General features: G+C 71.8%; 20 protein-coding genes and 1 tRNA gene. 8 read left to right on the top strand and 13 right to left on the bottom strand.

Translation table 11 applies throughout. From position 1 onward, the window contains the following. Window positions 1-71: 71 nt before the first annotated feature. A complete protein-coding gene (locus DLJ58_RS24895; RefSeq protein WP_124859807.1) occupies window positions 72-614 on the bottom strand; it encodes a YbhB/YbcL family Raf kinase inhibitor-like protein in 543 nt (180 codons plus the stop codon). 110 nt (window positions 615-724) lie between these two features. On the opposite strand from DLJ58_RS24895, the gene DLJ58_RS24890 reads away from it, so the two are divergent. Continuing rightward, a complete protein-coding gene (locus tag DLJ58_RS24890) occupies window positions 725-913 on the top strand; it encodes a hypothetical protein (protein ID WP_124859805.1) in 189 nt (62 codons plus the stop codon). 125 nt (window positions 914-1,038) lie between these two features. On the opposite strand, the gene DLJ58_RS24885 is transcribed toward DLJ58_RS24890, so the two are convergent. Further along, window positions 1,039-1,125: transfer RNA gene (locus tag DLJ58_RS24885), tRNA-Ser, on the bottom strand. A 161-nt stretch (window positions 1,126-1,286) separates the two neighbouring features. Here DLJ58_RS24885 and DLJ58_RS24880 point away from each other — a divergent pair. Then, window positions 1,287-2,285 (top strand): NAD(P)H-quinone oxidoreductase, encoded by a 999-nt coding sequence (locus tag DLJ58_RS24880; protein WP_124859803.1) that lies wholly within the window; start codon window positions 1,287-1,289, stop codon window positions 2,283-2,285. 20 nt (window positions 2,286-2,305) lie between these two features. Here DLJ58_RS24880 and soxR read toward each other — a convergent pair whose 3' ends face one another. After that, window positions 2,306-2,779: a redox-sensitive transcriptional activator SoxR gene (gene soxR / locus DLJ58_RS24875; RefSeq protein WP_112583829.1), complete on the bottom strand. Its 474-nt coding sequence runs from the start codon at window positions 2,777-2,779 to the stop codon at window positions 2,306-2,308. 47 nt (window positions 2,780-2,826) lie between these two features. Here soxR and DLJ58_RS24870 point away from each other — a divergent pair, with 47 nt between their 5' ends. Together DLJ58_RS24870 and DLJ58_RS24865 are read left to right on the top strand one after the other, a co-directional pair. Then, window positions 2,827-3,522 (top strand): transketolase, encoded by a 696-nt coding sequence (locus DLJ58_RS24870; RefSeq protein WP_124859801.1) that lies wholly within the window; start codon window positions 2,827-2,829, stop codon window positions 3,520-3,522. A gap of 5 nt (window positions 3,523-3,527) precedes the next feature. Continuing rightward, entirely contained in the window at window positions 3,528-4,421 is an 894-nt protein-coding gene (locus DLJ58_RS24865; protein WP_124859799.1) for a transketolase family protein, read from the top strand. Here DLJ58_RS24865 and DLJ58_RS24860 read toward each other — a convergent pair. Next, window positions 4,407-5,114, bottom strand: coding sequence for a glycosyltransferase family 2 protein (locus DLJ58_RS24860; protein WP_030487790.1), 708 nt, complete (start codon window positions 5,112-5,114; stop codon window positions 4,407-4,409). The two genes, DLJ58_RS24865 and DLJ58_RS24860, sit on opposite strands and share 15 nt — an antisense overlap. 124 nt (window positions 5,115-5,238) lie before the next feature. Between DLJ58_RS24860 and DLJ58_RS24855 the strand changes: the two genes are divergently transcribed. Continuing rightward, window positions 5,239-7,458 carry a glycosyltransferase family 39 protein gene (locus DLJ58_RS24855; protein ID WP_167493736.1) on the top strand — a complete coding sequence of 740 codons (2,220 nt, stop codon included), beginning with the start codon at window positions 5,239-5,241 and terminating at the stop codon, window positions 7,456-7,458. Between the two features lie 175 nt (window positions 7,459-7,633). Beyond that, on the top strand, window positions 7,634-9,235 hold the full coding sequence (locus DLJ58_RS24850) for a ricin-type beta-trefoil lectin domain protein (RefSeq protein WP_124859797.1): 1,602 nt from the start codon (window positions 7,634-7,636) through the stop codon (window positions 9,233-9,235). Window positions 9,236-9,279: 44 nt separating this feature from the next. Here the strand turns inward: DLJ58_RS24850 and DLJ58_RS24845 are convergent, their stop codons facing one another. The 6 genes from DLJ58_RS24845 to DLJ58_RS24820 all read right to left on the bottom strand — a co-directional run bounded on the left by DLJ58_RS24845 (window position 9,280) and on the right by DLJ58_RS24820 (window position 15,036). Further along, window positions 9,280-9,879, bottom strand: coding sequence for a hypothetical protein (locus DLJ58_RS24845; RefSeq protein ID WP_124859795.1), 600 nt, complete (start codon window positions 9,877-9,879; stop codon window positions 9,280-9,282). Window positions 9,880-9,936: 57 nt separating this feature from the next. Continuing rightward, window positions 9,937-11,367 (bottom strand): sensor histidine kinase, encoded by a 1,431-nt coding sequence (locus DLJ58_RS24840; RefSeq protein WP_425271344.1) that lies wholly within the window; start codon window positions 11,365-11,367, stop codon window positions 9,937-9,939. A gap of 28 nt (window positions 11,368-11,395) precedes the next feature. After that, the gene (locus DLJ58_RS24835; protein WP_124859791.1) at window positions 11,396-12,088 is read right to left on the bottom strand and encodes a response regulator transcription factor; all 693 of its coding nucleotides are present in this window, start codon (window positions 12,086-12,088) and stop codon (window positions 11,396-11,398) included. A gap of 89 nt (window positions 12,089-12,177) precedes the next feature. Continuing rightward, window positions 12,178-12,684: a hypothetical protein gene (locus DLJ58_RS24830; RefSeq protein WP_112675276.1), complete on the bottom strand. Its 507-nt coding sequence runs from the start codon at window positions 12,682-12,684 to the stop codon at window positions 12,178-12,180. Window positions 12,685-12,795: 111 nt separating this feature from the next. Then, the gene (locus DLJ58_RS24825; protein WP_124859789.1) at window positions 12,796-13,809 is read right to left on the bottom strand and encodes an aminoglycoside phosphotransferase family protein; all 1,014 of its coding nucleotides are present in this window, start codon (window positions 13,807-13,809) and stop codon (window positions 12,796-12,798) included. A gap of 54 nt (window positions 13,810-13,863) precedes the next feature. Further along, window positions 13,864-15,036 carry a thiolase family protein gene (locus DLJ58_RS24820; RefSeq protein ID WP_124859787.1) on the bottom strand — a complete coding sequence of 391 codons (1,173 nt, stop codon included), beginning with the start codon at window positions 15,034-15,036 and terminating at the stop codon, window positions 13,864-13,866. 112 nt (window positions 15,037-15,148) lie between these two features. Here DLJ58_RS24820 and DLJ58_RS24815 point away from each other — a divergent pair, with 112 nt between their 5' ends. Continuing rightward, a complete protein-coding gene (locus tag DLJ58_RS24815; protein WP_124859785.1) occupies window positions 15,149-15,577 on the top strand; it encodes a PH domain-containing protein in 429 nt (142 codons plus the stop codon). On the opposite strand, the gene DLJ58_RS24810 is transcribed toward DLJ58_RS24815, so the two are convergent. After that, window positions 15,570-16,481 (bottom strand): rhomboid family intramembrane serine protease, encoded by a 912-nt coding sequence (locus tag DLJ58_RS24810; RefSeq protein WP_124859784.1) that lies wholly within the window; start codon window positions 16,479-16,481, stop codon window positions 15,570-15,572. The genes DLJ58_RS24815 and DLJ58_RS24810 overlap by 8 nt on opposite strands. An 88-nt stretch (window positions 16,482-16,569) precedes the next feature. Then, the gene (locus tag DLJ58_RS24805; protein ID WP_124859782.1) at window positions 16,570-17,100 is read right to left on the bottom strand and encodes a peptidylprolyl isomerase; all 531 of its coding nucleotides are present in this window, start codon (window positions 17,098-17,100) and stop codon (window positions 16,570-16,572) included. Window positions 17,101-17,184: 84 nt separating this feature from the next. On the opposite strand from DLJ58_RS24805, the gene DLJ58_RS24800 reads away from it, so the two are divergent. Then, entirely contained in the window at window positions 17,185-17,970 is a 786-nt protein-coding gene (locus DLJ58_RS24800; protein ID WP_124859781.1) for a hypothetical protein, read from the top strand. A gap of 96 nt (window positions 17,971-18,066) precedes the next feature. On the opposite strand, the gene corA is transcribed toward DLJ58_RS24800, so the two are convergent. Beyond that, the gene (gene corA, locus DLJ58_RS24795; protein WP_124859780.1) at window positions 18,067-19,221 is read right to left on the bottom strand and encodes a magnesium/cobalt transporter CorA; all 1,155 of its coding nucleotides are present in this window, start codon (window positions 19,219-19,221) and stop codon (window positions 18,067-18,069) included. Window positions 19,222-19,336: the final 115 nt, after the last annotated feature.

The raw sequence follows: 19,336 nt of genomic DNA, 5'->3' as shown, positions 1-19,336 counted from the left end.
TCGTTATGCCTGGTATGTCAGGATTGTCGGGACAGGAAGTGCAAGATCGCGGGGGCTGAGAGGGCCTGGGTTTAGTCCTTGATCTGGTAGGTCGGGCGGATCACCGCTCGGGCCAGGGTGTGGAACGTCAGGTTGAAGCCGACGTAGGCGGGGCTGGCGTCCGGGGTCAGGTCCAGGCGGTCGACGTCCAGGGCGTGCACAGCGAAGACGTACCGGTGCGGGCGGTCGCCGGCCGGCGGAGCCACCCCGCCGTAGCCCTGCTCGCCGTAGTCGTTGCGGACCGAGAACGCCCCGCCGAGGTCGGTGCCCGCCGCGCCACCGGCCCCGGTGGGCAACTGGGTGACGTTGGCCGGCACGTTCACCAGCACCCAGTGCCAGAACCCGCTGCCGGTCGGCGCGTCCGGGTCGTAGCAGGTCACCGTGAAGCTCTTCGTCTCGGCGGGAAAATCCGACCAGGTCAGCTGCGGCGAGACGTTGTCGCCCCCGGTGCTGCCATGCGCGTGCCGGGCGTCCATCGGCTCGCCGTTCTGCACGTCGTCACTCGTCAGCGTGAACGAGGGCACCGTCGGCAGCAGCTCGTACGGGTCCGGGGCGATCGGTCGTTCCAGGGTCATGGGGACGCGTCCTTCCGATGTGCGGAGATACCAGCCCCTTCTTACCCCGCCACGGCCCTCTCGACGACCGGAAGCGCGCGCTGACCGACTGTGGTTTCGCGGAGCTACGTTTGAGTTCGGGCAACGTTCCGCAGGGGGACATCGTGGCCGGCATCTGGAGGGACTTCGTGGTGGCCGTCGTCACCGCGTTCCGCCGCCGGGACGAGCAAGCCATCGCCGACGAACGCCGACGCGCGGTCGAGCGATTGGCCGAGGAGACGATCCGCCGGGAGCGGCAGGCCACCGACCCGCCGGAGTGACCGGGACGCGAGGTGCCGACAGGCACCACCCCACCCGCGCCAGATCCACTCGACATTCAGGAAGTCGCGGCATCCGCGCGGCCGTAACACCCCGACTTCTTGGAAGTCGAGTGGATCAAAATGGGCGGAGGGTGTGGGATTCGAACCCACGAAGACATCGCTGCCTTACCGGTTTTCAAGACCAGCGCCATCGGCCACTAGGCGAACCCTCCTTGGCCGTCACCCGTGGGCGTACGGCCACGCATAGTCTGCCACGGCTCGCTCCGGACGGCCCGGCGTCCCTCCCCGGTGCGCCGGCCAGCCAGTCTGCCGTGTCCACTGTGGGCTGGAGGGTGCGCCTGCGGCACCCGGTGAGATCGGGAAGACTGGGCCCATGCGAGCCATCACGATTCCGCAGCCCGGTGGACCCGACGCGCTGGTCTGGGCCGAGGTGCCCGACCCGGAGCCGGGCCCCAACGAGGTGATCGTGGACGTGCGGGCCAGCGGGGTCAACCGCGCTGACCTGCTGCAACGGCAGGGGCACTACCCGCCACCGCCGGGCGCGCCCGCGTACCCCGGGTTGGAGTGCTCTGGGGTGATCACGGAGGTTGGCGCGGAGGTCGCCGGGTGGGCGGTCGGGCAGCAGGTTTGCGCGTTGCTGGCCGGCGGCGGGTACGCGGAACGGGTGGCGGTCCCCGCCGGGCAGTTGCTGCCGGTGCCGGCCTGCGACCCGGTCGACGCTGCGGCGCTGCCCGAGGTGGCCTGCACGGTCTGGTCGAACCTGGTCCAGGTGGCGCGGCTCGGTGCGGGCGACACGCTGCTGGTGCACGGCGGCGGCAGCGGGATCGGCACGTTCGCCGTGCAGCTCGGGGCGGCCCTCGGCGTGACAGTGCTGACCACCGCGCGGGAGGGCAAGCACGCCCGGCTGCGTGAGCTGGGCGCGGCACACCTGATCGACTACCGGGAGCAGGACTTCGTCGAGGAGGTCCGGCGGGTCACCGACGGGCGCGGCGTGGACGTCATCCTCGACATCATGGGTGGGTCCTACCTGGGGCGGAACGTCTCCGCGCTGGCCACCGGCGGTCGACTCGTGGTGATCGGGATGCAGGGTGGGCGCAAGGCCGAGTTGGATCTCGGCGCGCTGATGACCAAGCGGGCGAGCGTCACGGCGACGTCGCTACGGTCCCGTCCGCTCGCCGAAAAGGCAGAGATCGTCCAGGGCGTACGGGACGAGGTGTGGCCGTTGGTCGAGACGGGCCGGATCCGGCCGATCGTGGACCGGCGGCTGCCGATGACCGAGGCGGCGCAGGCGCACCGGCTCGTCGAGTCGAACGACCACTTCGGCAAGGTGCTGCTCACCCGCCCGCCGGGTGGCGGGTCGGCCGTCAGCTGAGCCAGCCTGCCGGGTGGCCGTCAGTTGAGCGAGCCTGCCAGCGTCGGGTCGTCCGTCGGTCGGGGCAGCACCAGCCGGGCGCCCGGGCCCTCGCCGGCGAGCGTGTCCTCCGGGTTGTTGAGCGTGCAGCGCTGCAAGGACAGGCAGCCGCAGCCGATGCAGCCGTCCAGGTCGTCGCGGAGCTTGGTGAGCAGCCGGATCCGCTCGTCCAGCCGGCTGCGCCAGCTCGCCGAGAGCCGCGCCCAGTCCTGCGGGCTCGGGGTGCGGGCCTCGGGGAGCGAGTCGAGCGCCTCCCGGATCTCGTCGAGCGAGACGCCGACCTGCTGGGAGATCCGGATGAAGGCGACCCGCCGCAGCTCGGCGCGGGCGTACCGGCGCTGGTTGCCGCCGGTGCGGTCGGCGCGGATCAGCCCGAGTCGCTCGTAGTAGCGCAGCGCCGACGGTGCCACCCCGGAGCGGGCGGACAGTTCACCGATCGTCAGTAGATCCGGCATCACCAGGTCCTTGAGTTGAAGTGCACTTCAACTCACACAGTAGTGGCATGACCACCACACTGCCCACCGACAGCAGCGCCCGACTGCCCGGGCTGATCCGACGACTGACCGGCGACGAGAAGCACGCGCCGAGCGCCCATTCCACCGTCGACGTGCTCCAGGTGCTCTACGACCGCGTGCTGCGGGTCACCCCCGACACCGCCGACGACCCGGAGCGGAACCGGTTCCTGCTCTCCAAGGGCCACGGACCCGCCGCCTACTACGCGGTGCTCGCCGCGCACGGCTTCATCCCGGACGCCTGGCTCGACGACCTGGCCGGGACGGAGAGCCGGCTCGGCCACCACCCGGACCGACTCCTGGTGCCCGGGGTCGAGATCGGCTCCGGCTCCCTCGGGCACGGGCTCGGGCTGGCCGTCGGCACCGCGCTCGGCCTGCGCGCCCAAGGGCTGCTCAACCCCCGGGTGTACGTGCTGCTCGGCGACGCCGAACTGGACGAGGGATCCAACCACGAGGCGATCGCGTACGCGGGAGCGACCAGCCTGGACAGCCTCACCGCGGTCGTGGTCGACAACTCGTCGGCCAGCCACGGTTGGGCCGGTGGCATCGCCAGCCGGTTCACCGTCAACGGCTGGACCGCCGACACCGTCGACGGCCGGAACCACGAAGCCCTGTACGCGGCGCTGACCGGGGGTCGACCACGACACCCGCACCTGGTGGTCGCCCGCATCGAGAGCAAGGGATGACCGACATGCGTACCGCCTTCATCGACACCACCACCGCGCTCCTCGACGAGGATCCGCGTACCGCACTGGTGCTGGCCGACATCTCGGCGAGCCAGTTCGCCTCGGCCGGCCACCGCCACCCGGACCGGGTGCTCAACGTCGGGATCCGGGAGCAACTGATGATCGGTGTGGCCGGCGGGCTCGCCCTGACCGGGCTGCGTCCGATCGCGCACTCGTACGCGACGTTCCTGGTGGACCGGGCGTACGAGCAGATCAAGTTGGATCTGGACCACCAGGGCGTGGGCGCAGTCCTGGTCAGCATCGGCGCGTCGTACGACGGGTCGGCTGAGGGCCGCACCCACCAGTCACCCGGGGACGTGGCGCTCTTCGACTCGCTCGGCGACGGCTGGACGGTTCGGGTGCCCGGCCACCCGGACGAGGTGGCGCCGCTGCTGCGCAACGCCGCGACCAGCGACGATCCGGTCTACCTGCGGCTCTCCGAGCAGCGCAACGCCGAGGCGTACCCGGACGCCACAGGGCTACGGGTGCTTCGGCGGGGCCTGACGAATGCGCCCCTCGTGGTGGCGGTCGGACCGATGCTCGACCCCACCCTTGCGGCGACCGAGGGAATGGACGTGACGGTGGCGTACACCCACACACCCCGGCCGCTCGACACGCCCGGGCTGCGGGCGCTCGCCAACACCGACGTGGTGCTGGTCGAGCCGTACCTGGCGGGAACGTCGAGCGCGCTCGTCAGCCGGGCGCTGGCGGACGTACCGCACCGGCTGCTCGCCCTCGGGGTGGGTCAGACCGACCTGCGACGGTACGGCGATCCGGCCGACCACGCCCGGTGGCATGGTCTGGACGCCGACGGCCTGCGGCGGTCGATCAGCGCGTTCCTGGGGTCAGTTGGCGGCTGAGACGGCGGGGCGGCGGCGAGCGCGCTCGCGCCCGAGGATCCAGATCGCCTCGACGCCGTCCTTCCAGGTGATCTTCTTGCCCTCTTCCCGGCCGCGCGCGCGGTAGCTGATCGGCACCTCGTACGGCCGGATCCGGCGACGCAGCAGCTTGCCGGTCACCTCGGCCTCCATGCCGAAGCCGCGCGAGCGCACCTCCAGCGACCGGTAGAGCGCCACCGGCATCAGCTTGAAGCAGGTCTCCAGGTCGCCGATGTACGAGTTGAACAGCACGTTGGCCGCCATCGTGACGCCCTTGTTGCCCATCACGTACCAGAAGCTGTAGGCACTGTGGCTGCCGAAGGTGCGATTGCCGTAGACCACCGTGGCACGACCGTCGAGCACCGGGTCGAGCAGCTTGGGGATGTCCTGCGGGTCGTACTCCAGGTCGGCGTCGAGGATGACCATGTAGTCCCCCTCTGCGCTGTCGACCGCCGTCTTGATAGCGGCACCCTTGCCGGCGTTGCGCTGGTGGGTGATGACCCGCAGGCGCGCGTCGTCGGCGCGACCGAGGACCTCGCCGGTGCCGTCGCGGCTGCCGTCGTCGACGACTACCAATTCGATCTCGCAGGGATAGTCCACCGCCAATGCCTGCTTGAGGGCATCCGCGATGCGTTCTTCCTCGTTGTAGACCGGCATGAGGATCGAGAGCTTCACGGGGATCTCCACGGTGGCGGCAACACGTCGGACATAGCCTAGCCTGGTTGGTTTGTTTACCACGTATCGCTACTGCTGGGCAGTCGGCGCGGCGGCTTCAGATCAATGGTGTTTACTTCCCGCCATGTCGGCTGCCGGCTCCCTGCTCGCGGCGGTTCCTGCCGCCGCGGTGCTCCTGCTCATCGTCGCGGCGATGCCACGCGAGGCTGGCGCGGTCGCACCGCTGCGGCTCGCCGTGGTGCGCGCCGTCCTGCTCAGCGGGGCGTACGCGGTGCTCGTCGTCGAGGTGCTCGGCGCGTCGCACGCGCTGACCCGAGGCGCGTTCACAGTCGCCTGGCTGCTCTTCCTGGTCGTGGCCGCGGCGGCGGCCGGTCTGAGCTGGCGAAGGGCGGCCCGCCTCGGGCAGCCGCCCGCCGCCGCACCGGTGCCGGTCAGCGCTGCGCCGGCAGTCAGCACTGCATCGCGGCCGGTGCCGGTCGGCGCGGTGGTGTCCGGTGGCGGACCCGACGTGTCCGCCCCGGCCACCGAGAGCGGTGCGCCCGCCCCCGCGCCGACCCGGGCTGGTCGGGGGTTCGCTGAGCTTCGTGCCGCAGCGGTCGACGCGTGGCGTACGGCCCGACCGGGTGAGCGGCTCCTCGCCGGCACAATCGGCGGGCTGGTCCTGGTGGAGCTGCTGGTCGCGCTGCTGGCCGAGCCGAACAACTTCGACTCGCAGACGTACCACCTGCCGAAGGTTGAGCACTGGGTGGCCCAGGGCGGCCTGGACTTCTGGCCCACCGCCATCCACCGGCAGGTGACCATCCCGCCCGGAGCCGAGTACCTGCTGCTGCACCTGCGCCTGCTCACCGGCGGGGACCACCTGCACAACCTGGTGCAGTGGGCGGCCGGACTGGTCTGCCTCCTGGTGGCCGCCCGGATCACCGCACAGCTCGGCGGCGGCCGGCGGGCCCAGTTGCTCACCGCGTTCGTGCTGGCGACCACGCCGATGGTGGTGCTCCAAGCGACCAGCACGCAGACCGACCTGATCTGCGCGGCGTGGGTGGCCTGCGCGGCGACCCTGGTGCTGGACGGGCTGAGTCGACGGACCGGCTGGGGCACGCTGCTCGGGCTGGGGGCGGCCACCGGGCTGACCGCGGTGACCAAGACCAGCGGCCTGATCGCGGTCGGCCCGCTGCTGGTGCTCTGGGGACTGGCCCAGTTGAGGCTGGTCCGGACCGATCAATCGACACCGGTGGGCCCGGCGACACCCGGTGGGGGTCGGCGGTCCTGGCCGGTCCGTGGGCTGGCCCGTACGGTCGGCGGTTCGGTGCTGATCCTGCTGGTCGCGGCCGTGGTGGTCGGCCCGTTCCTGGCTCGGGTGACCGCCGAGTTCGGGCACCCGCTGGGGCCGCCCCGGCTGCGCGAGTCCATCCCGATGGAGCGGCACGACCCGGCGTCGATAGTGGTCAACGCGCTGCGGATCGGGCACACCGCGTTCGACACGCCGCTGGCGCCGCTGCGTCGGGCCGCGGCCGAGGTGATCATCAGCGGCGCCGAGGCGATCGGGGTCGACCCGCAGGATCGGGCGATCACCTTCGGGCGGGAGCTGTTCCCGGAGCCGGCCTGGTATCCGGACGAGGACCGGGTGGCGTTTCCGCTGGCCGGAGCGCTGGCGGTGATCGGTGCGGTGATCGCGCTCGCCCGACCACGGCGGATCGCTCCCGAGCGGGCCGGGCCACTGCGGGCGTACGCCGTGGTGGTGCTGACCGCCGTGCTGCTGCACACCGCGATGATCAAGTGGCAGCCGTGGGGCAACCGGCTGCTGCTCTACGCCGTGGTGCTCGCCGTGCCCCTCGCCGGCCTCTGGCTGGACGCTCTCCTGCGCAACCGCGCGGGTGGGCGTCGAACGGTTGCCACCGTGGCCGCCCTCACCGTGCTGGCCACCTCGGCGCTGGCCGGGGTGCTCGCACTGTCGTACGGCTTCCCGCGCCGGTTGGTCGGCACTGGCTCGGTCTTCACCACCTCGGACTGGGACACCCGGTTCCTGCGTCGCCCGCAGTGGGCCGACGAGTTCCGCTGGGCGGCGACCGCGGTCCAGGACAGCGGTGCGCGGCGGATCGGGCTGGTGCAGCAGAACGACAACTGGGAGTACCCGTGGTGGCTGCTGCTGCGGCAACCCGACGGCGGCTCACCGGACCTGGTGGCGTTGCAGTCGGTACTGCCGGAACGGCCGCCGGCCGACCCTGCCTCGGTCGACGCGATCGTCTGCACCGGCAGTAAGGCGGCCTGCGCCAAACTCGTCCCGGCCGGCTGGCGGCTGGAGTTCCGCGGCTACGTCGGTTATGCCCTGCCGCCGGGCCGCTGAGCCAGAAGCTGGCCCGGCGGCCCCGTGGCGCTGCCGCGCCGGCCCGGATAGTCCGATCCGGGCGGTTCTGCATCCCGCGGGCAAGGACCTGAGGCGTATTCACATCTGTTGATCCGCACGTTACCGTCTGGTAACTCAATCGACGTCCCGCGATTGAGCCGAAAGGAGTGCGTCGATGCCTGCAATCCCCGCCAGGCCCGAACGTGCGACCCGACGACGAGCCATCACCCTCGCCGTCGCCGTCGCCGCTCTCGTCCTACCGATGCTCGCCGGACCGGCCACCCCCGCCACCGCCGCCGACCGCCCGAGCGTCCAACCACTTTCCGCCAACCTCGAAGCCATCCGGGCCGCCGAGGCGACCGCCCTCTACGGCAGTTCCGCCATCCGCCCGATCGAGCAACGCCGCACGGCGCTGATCACCATGGGCGACAGTCAGATCTCCGGCGAGGGCGTCGGCAACTACGTCCCCGGCACCCACCAGGACGGCAACTGGTGCGACCGCTCGTACGACCAGGCGGTGTTCCGCACCGGCATCCCGTCGGACGCGCGCTACAACATCGCCTGCTCCGGTGCCACCCCGTGGAACCTCATCGCCGGCGGCCCCACCCAGCACAACGAGCTCAACCAGGGCGACTACCTGGGGATCAAGGCGCGCAACACGCACGTGAAGCTGATCTGGGTGGTGGTCGGCGCGAACGGCGACGGCACGATCCAGTTCGGCCCGGTCGCCACCGACTGCGCAATCAGCCGGGTCTTCCTCCAGGGCACCTGCTACGCCGACTACACCGACCAGTGGACGATCCGCACCGACGGCAGTCGCCGCGCGGTGGCGGACGCCCTCACCGACATCCGGCAAACCATGACCAAGGCCGGCTATCTGCGGTCCGACTACGAACTGGTGCTGATGTCGTACCCCGGCCCGGCCAGCCCGGACGTCGAGGACAACCCGAACTTCCCCGGCTGGTACTCCGGCGGCTGCCTGCTCTACCTGGCCGACGCCGCGTTCGCCCGGAACAAGGCGGTGCCGCTGTTCGAGTCGGCGCTGCGGGCGGCGGCCACGCAGACCGGCACCCGTTATCTGGACGCCAGCCGGCTCTTCCACGGCCACGAGGTGTGCACCGACAACACCTCGGTCCGCGGCCTCAACATCGAGATCGGGATCTGGAACGAGAACGCCGCCCGGCAGTCGTTCCACCCCAACGCCCGCGGGCACGGCATGTTCGCCCAGTGCATCACCCAGTTCTGGAACTCCGGGCAGAACCAGGCCACCTGCGTCGACCCGGCCAGCACCGGCAGCGGCGTGCTCTACTCCGGCCTGATGCAGTTCAAGCAGTTGCGCAACCTGGCGACCAGCACCTGCGTCGACGGCAAGGGGTACGACTCCCGCAACGGCACCGCCCAACAGTCGTACGGCTGCCACGGCGGGCGCAACCAGGGATTCTGGTACGACTCGGCCAAGCGGTCACTGCACTCGGAGCTGTCCCACGACCGTTGCCTCGATGTCGCCGGCGGATCGATGACGGCCGGCGCCGCGGTCAACATCTACGACTGCAACGGCACCGCCGCGCAGCAGTTCGTCTTCGCCGGCAACCAGCTCAAGCCGGCCGCCGCCAGCAACCTCTGCGTGGCGTTCGACAGCCCGTCGTCGGGCGCTCCCCGGCTGCGGTTGGCCGCCTGTTCCAGCAGCACCCGGCAGCAGTGGTCGTTCGAGGCCCGTACCGCCGCCAACCCGGTCGGCTACGGTCACGACGACTTCATCGGCTCCCGCGTCTACTGACACCGGGAAAGGGGGCCCTGGCGTCGGCCGGGGCCCCCTTTCGCTCACTTGGCTCGGGGAACGAGGATGAGCCGGGCCACGCCCTTGTCGCCGTCCTTCGCGCCGGCGACGCCGAGCGTCGCGCCGACCTTGACCTCGCTCGGCTGCACTGTGGCCCGCCGCTCGACCACCCGCAGGTCGTCGCCGAAGGTCCACGTCATGGTGAAGCCGTCGGTGGACTTGACGGTCATCGAGTCGCCGTCGATCGCGGTCACCTCGCCGCGCTGCACGGCGACGGTCTGCGTACCGCCGTCCTTCGTCTTCACCACCGCCTCACCGTGCAGGGTGTTCTTGCGCAGCAGCACGCGGGCCTGGCGGCGCTTGCGCCACTCCTCGCCGCGCTTCTCCCGGGCCTTCTCCTTTGCGCTGGGGGACGCACCCGGCGTCGGCGTGGCCGGTGCGGCGACGGTCAGTACGTCCAGGTCGTCGGCGTCGAAGCCCATCGCGGCCAGCGCCTGACCCTCGACCCCCATGGCGGCGGCGACCTCGACGGCGACATCCCGGGCGGGCTGACTGGCCACCTCGGCCGCGCCGCAGCCGCTGACGCCGAGCGCGACCGCCGCGAGCAGTGCCGTGGTGCCGGTGGCGATACCCCAACGTGGCATGACTCTCCCTCTCTGTCAGTGGAGCCCTCAGCGTTCCCCGGAACGACGAGCGGAGCGTCAGGCCGATGTTCGGGTCAGGTAAGGATCACCGGGCAGCCGGACGGTGAAGGCGGCACCGCCCTCCGGCGCGTGCCCCGCGGCGATCTCCCCGCCCAACCGACGGACCAGCCCGGCGGCCAGCGCCAACCCCAGCCCGCTGCCCACCTTGCGCACGCCCCGGTACCGCTCGTGCAGCGCACCGCGTTCGAAGGCCACCGCCAGGTCGTCGTCGGTGAAGCCGGGCCCGCCGTCGCGAACCTCCAACACGCCGCCGTGCGCCGGGTCCGCGCCGGCCGGCCGGACCGCGAGCACCACCGGCGAACCAGGGGGTACGACCCGCAGCGCGTTCTCCAGCAGCCCGTCCACCACCTGCCGGATCCGTCCCGGATCGGTGTACGCGGGCACCGGCTGACCGGGCGTCTCCACCCGGAACGGCACACCCACCGCCGCACACCGGCCGGACCAGGTCGGCTCCGCGTCGACAGCCAGTTGGGTCAGGTCCACCGGCACCGGTTCCAGGGGAAAGTCGGCGGCCTCCAGCCGGGCCAGTGCCAACAGGTCGCCGATCAGCCGGTCCAGGTGTTGGGCCTCGGCGAGCATCGTCCGACCGGTGTCCACCGTGTCGTCGGCACCGAGCACCCCGTCGGCGAGCGCCTCGGCGTACCCCCGGATCGCGGTCAGCGGGGTGCGCAGCTCGTGCGAGACGGAGAGCAGGAACTCCCGCTGTCGGCCTTCGCTGGTGGCCAGCGCGGCAGCCAGACCGTTCAACGCCTCGGCCAGGTCGGCGACCTCGTCCGGCGGCTCGACTGGCACCCGGACGGCGCGGTCACCCGCGCGCAGTCGGGCGGCGGCGGTGGCCGCGACCCGGATCGGCCGGGCCAGCCGACGGGCCAGCAGCAGCCCGGCCGCCACACCGGCGGTCAACCCGGCCAGCAGCGGCAACCAGAGACTGAGCAGCACCCGGGCCCACAGCCCGTTGGCCAGCGGACGGGAGAGCACCACCCCGTTGCCGCCGGGCAGGGCCCGACCCTCGACCAGGGCCCGCTCACCGTTGACCGGGCGGCGGGCCGACACGTTGCGGCCCTGCCCGATCCGCTGCACCACCCGGGGTGGCAGACCCGCCCGGTCGACCGCCCCACGGCGGATCAGGTACGCGTCGATGCCCTGGTCGCGCAGTTGCTGGATGAGCCGTTCCTCGTCGGCGCTGCGACCCCGGTCGAGGCGGGTCCGCAGCACCTCGGCGGCGAGTCGGGCCTGGGCGGCGAGCGCCTCCTGCTCGCTCCGCTCCGCGCCACGGATCGCCAACGGCACCGCGACGATGGCGGTGACCAGCACCGACACCAGCGCCACCGCGCAGGTGACGAGCACCGCGCGGGCGGTCAGCGTACGGCCGAGTCGGCCTCGTCGGGGTGGGGTGGTTGGGGCGGCGCCGACCACCGGCAGAGCCATGGTCGGCGACTCGACGTGCCGGGGGTGGTCAGGCATCGACCGCGTACCCGACGCCGCGATGGGTCCGGATCACGCTCGCCGGGCCGAGCTTGGCCCGCACCTGGGCGACGTGCACGTCCACCGTCCGGGTGCCGGCGTGCGCGGCGTAACCCCAGACCCCGGCCAGCAACTCCTCCCGGGTGAAGACCCGACCCGGCCGGGCCATCAGATGGGCCAGCAGGTCGAACTCGGTTGAAGTGAGCTGTACCGGCGAGCCGGCGGCGGTGACCGTGCGGCGGGCCGGGTCGAGCGTCACCGGGCCGACGACGCTTGGCCGGTCCGCGCCCTCCGGGCCGCCGGCGGATCGGCGCAGCACCGCGCGGACCCGGGCGACCAACTCCCGGGGGCTGAACGGCTTGGTGACGTAGTCGTCGGCGCCCAACTCCAGGCCGACGATCCGGTCCACCTCGTCGTCGCGGGCGGTGAGGAAGATGACCGGGGTCCAGTCGCCGGCCTCGCGCAGCCGGCGGCAGATCTCGGTGCCGGCCAGACCCGGCAGCGCGATGTCCAGGACGCAGGCCACCGGACGCAACCGGCGGGCCGCGCTCAGACCGGCCTCGCCGTCACGTTCCAGGTGGACGCCGAACCCGTCCCGGGTCAGGTAGAGCCGGACCAGGTCGGCGATGGCCGGCTCGTCCTCCACGACGAGGACGAGCCCGCGATGCGGTGGTTCGACGGTCACCGGCCCATGATTGCCGACCGCGAAGGCTCGGCGCGATCGGTGTGTGTTCGAGTTCGGTAAAGGCCGGGCGACGCCCGGTCGGGATCAGCTCACCACGACGGAGCGAACATCCCGGGCCGGGCGGCGGCCGGTGCGTCACCGATGCTGGCGACGACCCGTGCGCCGGGCGGCCGCAGGCGGGTCCGGAACGCCTGGTTGAGCAACGCGTCGAGCTGCCAGACCTGCTTCGGGTGACTGGTCCGGATCAGGAACCGCTCACGGATCCCGTCGATCGCGGTGGCCGCCATCTCCACCGACTGCAGCCGCGGGTCCGGGCTCCAGGTGACGTTGCTCAGCTCGCGCAACTCGGTGTTGAGGTGCAGGCGCAGTCGGTGCAGGAGGCGGGTCTGCTGGGTCACCACCAGTCGGCGGTGCGTGAGTAGCAACAGGTAGTCGCCGGTGACCGGGCGGTCGGGGCGGCTGCAACGGGTGACCAGGATGGTGGCGTCACCGGAGCCGACACAGCGCCGGAAGACCGGCATGTGCCGGCTCACCGTCTGCACGGCCAGGCCAGCCTCAGCGGCGGCCGGGAGGAACGTTCGGGAGAAGACGTCCATGACCTGCCCAACGACGTCCTCAGCAGGGTGACGTGGGTCACGCGGGTTTTTTGGAAGTTCCACGCCGCCTGTCGCACAGCCTGTCCGACTTCCGACTCCGACGGATCATGGTCAGGGGTTCGGCTGAAGTGGACTGGCGGCGAACAGCTCCTCCAGCCAGCCCGGGACCGCGTCGGCGTACTGGGCACGGGACTCCTCGGGGGTGTCCAGTGCCCGACGCCAGGAGAGCGACCGGCTCACCGGCCCCAGGCCGATCGCGAGGTCGGCGGCCTCCACGAGGGTCCGCCGGTCGTACCGGTCGGTCCACGCCTCCAGGTACGCGTCACGCAACCGCACCAGCTGGGCGTCGTCGGCGGAGAGCTTCCCGGCATGCCCGACGGAGCGCAGGGTCACCAGCAACGTGCCGAACGGGTGCGCCACCGAGGCGTCGCCCCAGTCGAAGTACCGGTACCCGGCCGCGCCGGCGAAGACGTTGCCGTCGTGCAGGTCGTCGTGTTGCACCGTCGCCGGAATGCCGAGGTCGGCGAGCCGGCGGCACCGCTGCGCGTACGCCGGCAGCTCGGCCCGCAACCGCTCGTGCACCTCCGGACTGAGCCCACCCTCGGCGCCGACCAGCAGCGCCTCGTGATCGTCGAGCAGCTCGGCGAAGAGACCGGCCAGCACCTCGGGACGCTGATCCGGCACGCCCAGGGCGACCAGTTCGTCGGCGCGCGACGCGCTCGCCAGTTGCAGCGCCGCGTACCCGGGCAGCGCCCGCTCCCAGTGCGCCAGGTCGGGGTCGCGCGCCAGCACGTCGCGCAGCGACTCGCCGCCATCGGGCAGCAGCGACCAGCCCTGCGCCGGGTCCACCGCGATCGGCGTCAGCACCCGGTCGGGCGCCAACTCGGCGAGCGCCGTGATCAGGACCGCCTCGTGCACCGTGCCCGGGTTGTTGGCCTTGAACCAGACCGGACCGTCGTCGGTGGGCACCCGCCACACCAACGACCAGGGCCGCAGCCTCGGCTCCACCAGCCCGGTCACCCGTCGGCCGGCCCGGCTCAACTGCGCGTCGACCCAGGATCGGGCCCGCACCTGCCACTGCTCGCTGGACCAGTCGGGGGCGCGCTCACCGGCGATCGTCGTCACGCTGGCACCTTAGACGGCCGTTCCGCGCCGAGGCGAGGGTTTTCCCGCCCCGCGTCAGACCAGCTCGACGATGGTGGCGTTGGCCATGCCGCCGCCCTCGCACATGGTCTGGAGGCCGTAGCGGATGCCGTTGTCCCGCATGTGCTGGAGCATGGTCGTCATGATCCGGGCACCGGAGCCGCCGAGCGGGTGGCCGAGGGCGATCGCCCCGCCGCGCGGGTTGAGCCGCTCCGGGTCCGCCTCGGTCTCCGCCAGCCAGGCCAGCGGCACCGGGGCGAACGCCTCGTTCACCTCGTACACCCCGATCTCCTCGATGCCCAGCCCCGCGCGGCGCAGCGCCTTCGCGGTGGCCGGGATGGGCGCGGTGAGCATGGCGACCGGGTCGTCGGCGGCGACCACTGCGGTGTGGATCCGGGCCAGCGGGCGCAGGCCGTGTCGGCTGGCCCAGTCGGAGGTGGTCACCGCGAGGGCCGCGGCACCGTCGGAGATCTGGGACGCGGAACCGGCGGTCACCACGCCGTCGGCGCGGAACGGGGTGGCCAGCTCACCCAGCTTCTCCAGGGAGGTCTCCCGGCGGATGCCCTCGTCGGCGGCGAACTTGCCACCGTCGGCGAGCGGCACCGGGGTCAGCTCCGGATCGAACGCGCCGGCGTCCTGCGCGGCGGCCGCCTTCTCGTGGCTGGCCAGCGCGAACTCGTCCAGTTGGGTACGCGAGAGGCGCCACCGTTGGGCGATCAGCTCGGCCCCGACCCCCTGGTTGAACGGCAGCGGCGCGTCGTCGGCGAAGCCCTCGACGCCCCGGTAACGGGCGCGTAGCTGGTCACTGAACGGCATGCCGTCGGCCACGCTGGAGCCCATCGGCACCCGGGTCATCGACTCGACGCCGCCGGCGACCACCAGGTCGGCCTGACCGGAGAGCACCGTCGCTGCGGCGAAGTGCAGGGCCTGCTGGCTGGAGCCGCACTGCCGGTCGAGCGTCGTGCCGGGGACCGTCTCGGGCCAGCCGGCAGCGAGCACGCCGTTGCGGGCGATGTTCCACGACTGCTCGCCGACCTGGGAAACGCAGCCCCAGAAGACGTCGTCGACCTGGGCCGGGTCGAGCCCGGTCCGCTCGGCGAGGGCGCGCAGCACGTGCGCCGAGAGGTCGACCGGGTGGACGCTGGCGAGGCTGCCCTTGCGCCGCCCAACCGGGGTACGTACCGCGCCGACGATGACCGCGTCACTCATGTTTACTCCCCGGTAACTTGGGCTGCCCCGATCCTACGTCGTCCATCGACAGGTCGTCCGGCCACACCCGCACGAGGTGCCGGAGTCCGACGGCCGCTGGCATGCTGGGCGGGTGAATGAGACCTCCCCGGCACAGCAGTGGCGGGTGCCGTCGACCCTGCCGGCGGCGAAGCTGGCCGGCGCCATCCTGCTCGTCACGCTCGGGCTGCTCTTCGCCGACGGCGACCCGGTCCGCCTGGCGTTGGCCGTCCTGGCCGCCGCCGCGCTGGCCGGCTGGGCGGTACGTGACCTGGTCGCGCCGGTCCGACTGGCGGTGGACCCGGCCGGGCTCACCGTCATCCACGGCTTCGCCGGCCGGCGGCTGCTGCCCTGGTCGGCGGTCGAGGCGATCGCCGTCGACCGGCGGCCCCGGCTGGGGCTGACCAGCGAAACCCTGGAGATCGACGCGGGCAACTCGCTGCACCTGTTCGGCCGGTACGACCTTGGGGCCACCCCGGAAGAGGTGGCCGCCGCGTTGCGGGCCGCCCGCCCGCTCAGGTGAGCAGTGCGGCGGTCCGGAAGAGCACCAGCGCGAGCAGGATCAGCAGGATCAGCGCCCCACCGGTGACCTGCACCAACGTGCGACGACTGCGCGGTGCGTACGCGAGCACCAAGGCCATCAGCGCGCCGACCACCAGCCCGCCCAGGTGCCCGGGAATAGAGATGCCCGGCACGGCCAGCGTGAACACCAGGTTGATCACCAGGATCGGGATGATCCGGGAAATGTCCCGGCCCAGCTTGCGCTCGATGATGATCAGCGCGGCGAAGAGGCCGAAGACGGCTGTCGACGCGCCGACGGTGGCCGCCCGCGGGCTGCTGAACAGGTAGGCGGCCACGTTGCCGCCGAGGCCCGCGATCAGGTAGAGCGCGGCGAACCGCACCCGCCCGAGGTTGGCCTCGAGCGACCGGCCGAGCACCCACAGCGCCCACATGTTGAGCAGCAGGTGGAGCACGCCGTAGTGCAGGAACATCGCCGTGACCAGCCGGTACCACTGGCCCTCGGCGATCCCGCCGAGCGTGAAGTCGGAAAGGTAGGCCCGACCGAGCACCGCACCCCACTCGGTCAGCGGCGTGCTGCCACCCATCAGGCCGCCGAAGCCGGAGCCGCCCACCGCCGCGTCCCCGCCCCGGGCGGAGGCGATGGAGGCGAGCAGGAACAGCACGTTCAGCGCGATCAGCGCCTTGGTGACATAGCCGTGCCGGCCGGCCGTACCGCCGCCGAAGGCGGTACGCGCCGGCCGGACACTGCGACGTCCCTCGTCGACGCACTCCGGGCACTGGTGCCCGACCGAGGCATCCCGCATGCAGTCCGGGCAGATCGGCCGGTCGCAGCGGGTGCACCGGACGTAGGTCTCCCGGCCGGGGTGCCGGTAACAGACGGGGGTGGTCGGTGGAGACTCGCTCACCGGGCCGACCCTCCGTTCGCCACCGCGCGGTCCACCGGCCGTGCTCCGGAGCGCTCAATCATGCGAGCAAAGGTACCTCGCCAGTCGCTCAGGAAGCGGACCGCTCGATCTCGACCCGCTCGATGACGACGTCCTGGAGCGGACGGTCGCTCGGACCGGTCGGGGTGCTCGCGATCGAATCGACGACCTTCACCGACTCCTCGTCGGCGACCTGGCCGAAGATGGTGTGCCGGTTGTTGAGGTGCGGCGTCGGGGACACGGTGATGAAGAACTGCGAACCGTTGGTGCCCGGTCCGGCGTTCGCCATCGCCAGCAGGTACGGACGGTCGAACCGCAGCTCCGGGTGGAACTCGTCGGCGAACTTGTAGCCCGGTCCGCCCCGACCGGTCCCGGTCGGGTCGCCCATCTGGACCATGAAACCGCTGATCACCCGGTGCGAGATGGTGCCGTCGTAGTACGGACCACTGCCCGGCTGACCGGTGCGCGGGTCGGTGTACTCACGGTTGCCCTCGGCCAGGTCGACGAAGTTGCGGACGGTCTTCGGCGCGTGGTTGGGGAAGAGCTCCAGCCGGATCGGGCCAGCGTTGGTGTGCAGGGTGGCGTAGACAGCCTCGGCCACGGGTACTCCTCACTCGTTGGTCAGTTCCATGCGGATCCTCCCATGTGCCCGATCTGGCATCGCGGAGGCATCCGAAGGTGGAGGATGACGAAGGAACAACTCCCAGGAGGTAGGACCGTGTTTGGATTCGGGCGGCGTAAGTCCCAGGTGCAGCTGGCCAAGGCCGAGCTGAACCAGAGCATCAGCCACCTGATGCTGGCAGCCAACCACGCCGCGAAGGGCGCCGGCGCCACCGTCGGCCCGCGGGTCCAGGTGGCCCGGGGCTACGTCGCACCCACGGCCGCGAAGGTACGCGACCGCGCGTCGACCGGCTGGGGGACGACTCTCACCACGCTGGCACCACTGGCGGCGGCTGCTCGTGACGGCGCCGCGCAGGCAGGGCCGCTGACCAGGAAGGCCAAGTCGAAGACCATGCGGATCACCGGTAAGAAGAAGCAGCCGCGTCGTCGCGGCTCGATGATGACCGGCCTGTTGGCAGCGGGTGCCATCGCCGGCCTGGCCGGCGCGGTCGCGCTGCGTCGCCGCCGGGAGCAGCAGGAGTGGGCCGAGTACGACCCGACCCGCAGCACCCTGGAGCCGATGCGCGACGAGGTCGACTCGATCGAGGTGCGTACGCCGTCCACCGCTCGGGGGTCCGACGGGTCCGCCATGTCCGGCGCGGCGGGGATGACCGGCGCGGGCAGCTCGGTGGTGGCCGGCGGCTCCAGTGCCAGCACCACCGCCCCGGCCAAGCAGACCGGTGTCCGCCCGACCGACAAGGTCCCGTCGGTCGCCGAGGGCGCCACCGACGTCTCCGGTCGGCCGACCGACGACCTCACCAAGGCGCTGGGCAAGGACAAGGACACCGCCCGCACCAACGGGCGCCGCTGACCGCAGTAGTCACGGACAAGCGCCGGCGAGGCGGGGGGCACCCCGCACCGCCGGCGCTTCCGTGTCGCGGGGTGGCCGATGTCACCGCCCGGCCGGTCAGAGCCAGCCGTTGCGGCGGAACCAGCGGTAGAGGGACAGGGATACGCCGAGCATCAGGGCGAGTACGACGGGATAGCCGTACGTCATCTTCAGCTCGGGCATGTTCTCGAAGTTCATCCCGTATATCCCGGCGATGGCGGTCCACACCGCGGCGATGCCGGCCCACGCGGCGATCTTGCGCATGTCGTTGTTCTGGTCGACGGTGACCTGCGCCAGTCGCGCCTGGAGGATCGAGTTCAGCAGGTCGTCGTAGGAGTTGACCTGCTCGACCGTACGGCTCAGGTGGTCCTGCACGTCCCGGAAGTAGCGCCGGATCTCCTTGGGCACGTCCCGGTTGACCTGAGAGGTCAGGGTCATCATCGGGCGCTGCAACGGGATCACCGCACGCTTGAACTCCACCAACTCGCGCTTCATCTGGTAGATCCGCTGGATCCGGCCCCTGCCGTTGCGGTCGAAGACCTCGGCCTCCAGCACGTCCAGGTCATCCTCAAGCTGGTCGGCGACCTCCAGGTAGAGGTCGACCACCCGGTCGGTCACCCCGTACGCCACCGCCCACGGACCGTGCAGCAGCAACTCCTGCTTGGTCTCCAGGTCGGCGCGGATCGGGGCGAGCCGGCAGGCGTCCCCGTGCCGGACGCTGATCACGAAGTTCGGGCCGATGAAGAGCATCACCTGCCCGGTCTCCACCACCTCGGAGTTCTCGGTCAGCTCGGTGTGCTCGCAGTAGCGGGCGGTACGCAGCACCAGGAAGACGACGTCGCCGAACCGCTCCAGCTTGGGGCGCTGCTCGGCCTTGACCGCGTCCTCGACCGCCAGCTCGTGCAGGCCGTAGGTCTCCGCGATGGCGGTCATCTCGGCCAGCTCCGGCTGGTGCAGACCGATCCAGACGAAGCCGTGCTCCTCGCGGCGGGCAGCGGCCAACGCCTCCGCGTAGGTCCAGTCGCCGGGCTGCCGCCTGCCGTCGACGTAGAGCGCGCAGTCGACCACCGCGCTGCGGCCGGTGCCCGTGCCGGTCGGGGCCGAAACGGGCGGCGAGCCGTCGGCGTTGAGGATCCGGGTCATCGCCCGGACCGGGGAGGGCCACGCCCGAGGCCGCAGCACCCGACCGGTGGTCGACGGTGCCGTCCGGTCCCGCTCTGTCCGATCCGTCATCGCGTCACCTCCCGCGCTCAGCTAGCGGCTTGCAGGCTACGCCGATCGCGGTCGAGGACCGGTGTGACGGCGGTCGCCTGGGGGCGGCGCCGGGCGGGCCGGGCCGCATCCGTCC

Source organism: Micromonospora arida, from assembly GCF_003857035.1.
GTDB lineage: Bacteria > Actinomycetota > Actinomycetes > Mycobacteriales > Micromonosporaceae > Micromonospora > Micromonospora arida.
The sequence above is the reverse complement of the archived record's forward strand: the minus strand, read 5'-3'. Positions and strand labels throughout refer to the sequence as shown.

What these genes read in the sequence shown, in the direction of transcription:
- DLJ58_RS24895 (WP_124859807.1), bottom strand. Translation starts at nt 614, where the DNA reads ATGACCCTGGAACGACCGATCGCCCCGGACCCGTACGAGCTGCTGCCG.
- DLJ58_RS24880 (WP_124859803.1), top strand. Translation starts at nt 1,287, where the DNA reads ATGCGAGCCATCACGATTCCGCAGCCCGGTGGACCCGACGCGCTGGTC.
- soxR (WP_112583829.1), bottom strand. Translation starts at nt 2,779, where the DNA reads ATGCCGGATCTACTGACGATCGGTGAACTGTCCGCCCGCTCCGGGGTG.
- DLJ58_RS24870 (WP_124859801.1), top strand. Translation starts at nt 2,827, where the DNA reads ATGACCACCACACTGCCCACCGACAGCAGCGCCCGACTGCCCGGGCTG.
- DLJ58_RS24865 (WP_124859799.1), top strand. Translation starts at nt 3,528, where the DNA reads ATGCGTACCGCCTTCATCGACACCACCACCGCGCTCCTCGACGAGGAT.
- DLJ58_RS24855 (WP_167493736.1), top strand. Translation starts at nt 5,239, where the DNA reads ATGTCGGCTGCCGGCTCCCTGCTCGCGGCGGTTCCTGCCGCCGCGGTG.
- DLJ58_RS24850 (WP_124859797.1), top strand. Translation starts at nt 7,634, where the DNA reads ATGCCTGCAATCCCCGCCAGGCCCGAACGTGCGACCCGACGACGAGCC.
- DLJ58_RS24845 (WP_124859795.1), bottom strand. Translation starts at nt 9,879, where the DNA reads ATGCCACGTTGGGGTATCGCCACCGGCACCACGGCACTGCTCGCGGCG.
- DLJ58_RS24840 (WP_425271344.1), bottom strand. Translation starts at nt 11,367, where the DNA reads ATGGCTCTGCCGGTGGTCGGCGCCGCCCCAACCACCCCACCCCGACGA.
- DLJ58_RS24830 (WP_112675276.1), bottom strand. Translation starts at nt 12,684, where the DNA reads ATGGACGTCTTCTCCCGAACGTTCCTCCCGGCCGCCGCTGAGGCTGGC.
- DLJ58_RS24820 (WP_124859787.1), bottom strand. Translation starts at nt 15,036, where the DNA reads ATGAGTGACGCGGTCATCGTCGGCGCGGTACGTACCCCGGTTGGGCGG.
- DLJ58_RS24800 (WP_124859781.1), top strand. Translation starts at nt 17,185, where the DNA reads ATGACGAAGGAACAACTCCCAGGAGGTAGGACCGTGTTTGGATTCGGG.
- corA (WP_124859780.1), bottom strand. Translation starts at nt 19,221, where the DNA reads ATGACGGATCGGACAGAGCGGGACCGGACGGCACCGTCGACCACCGGT.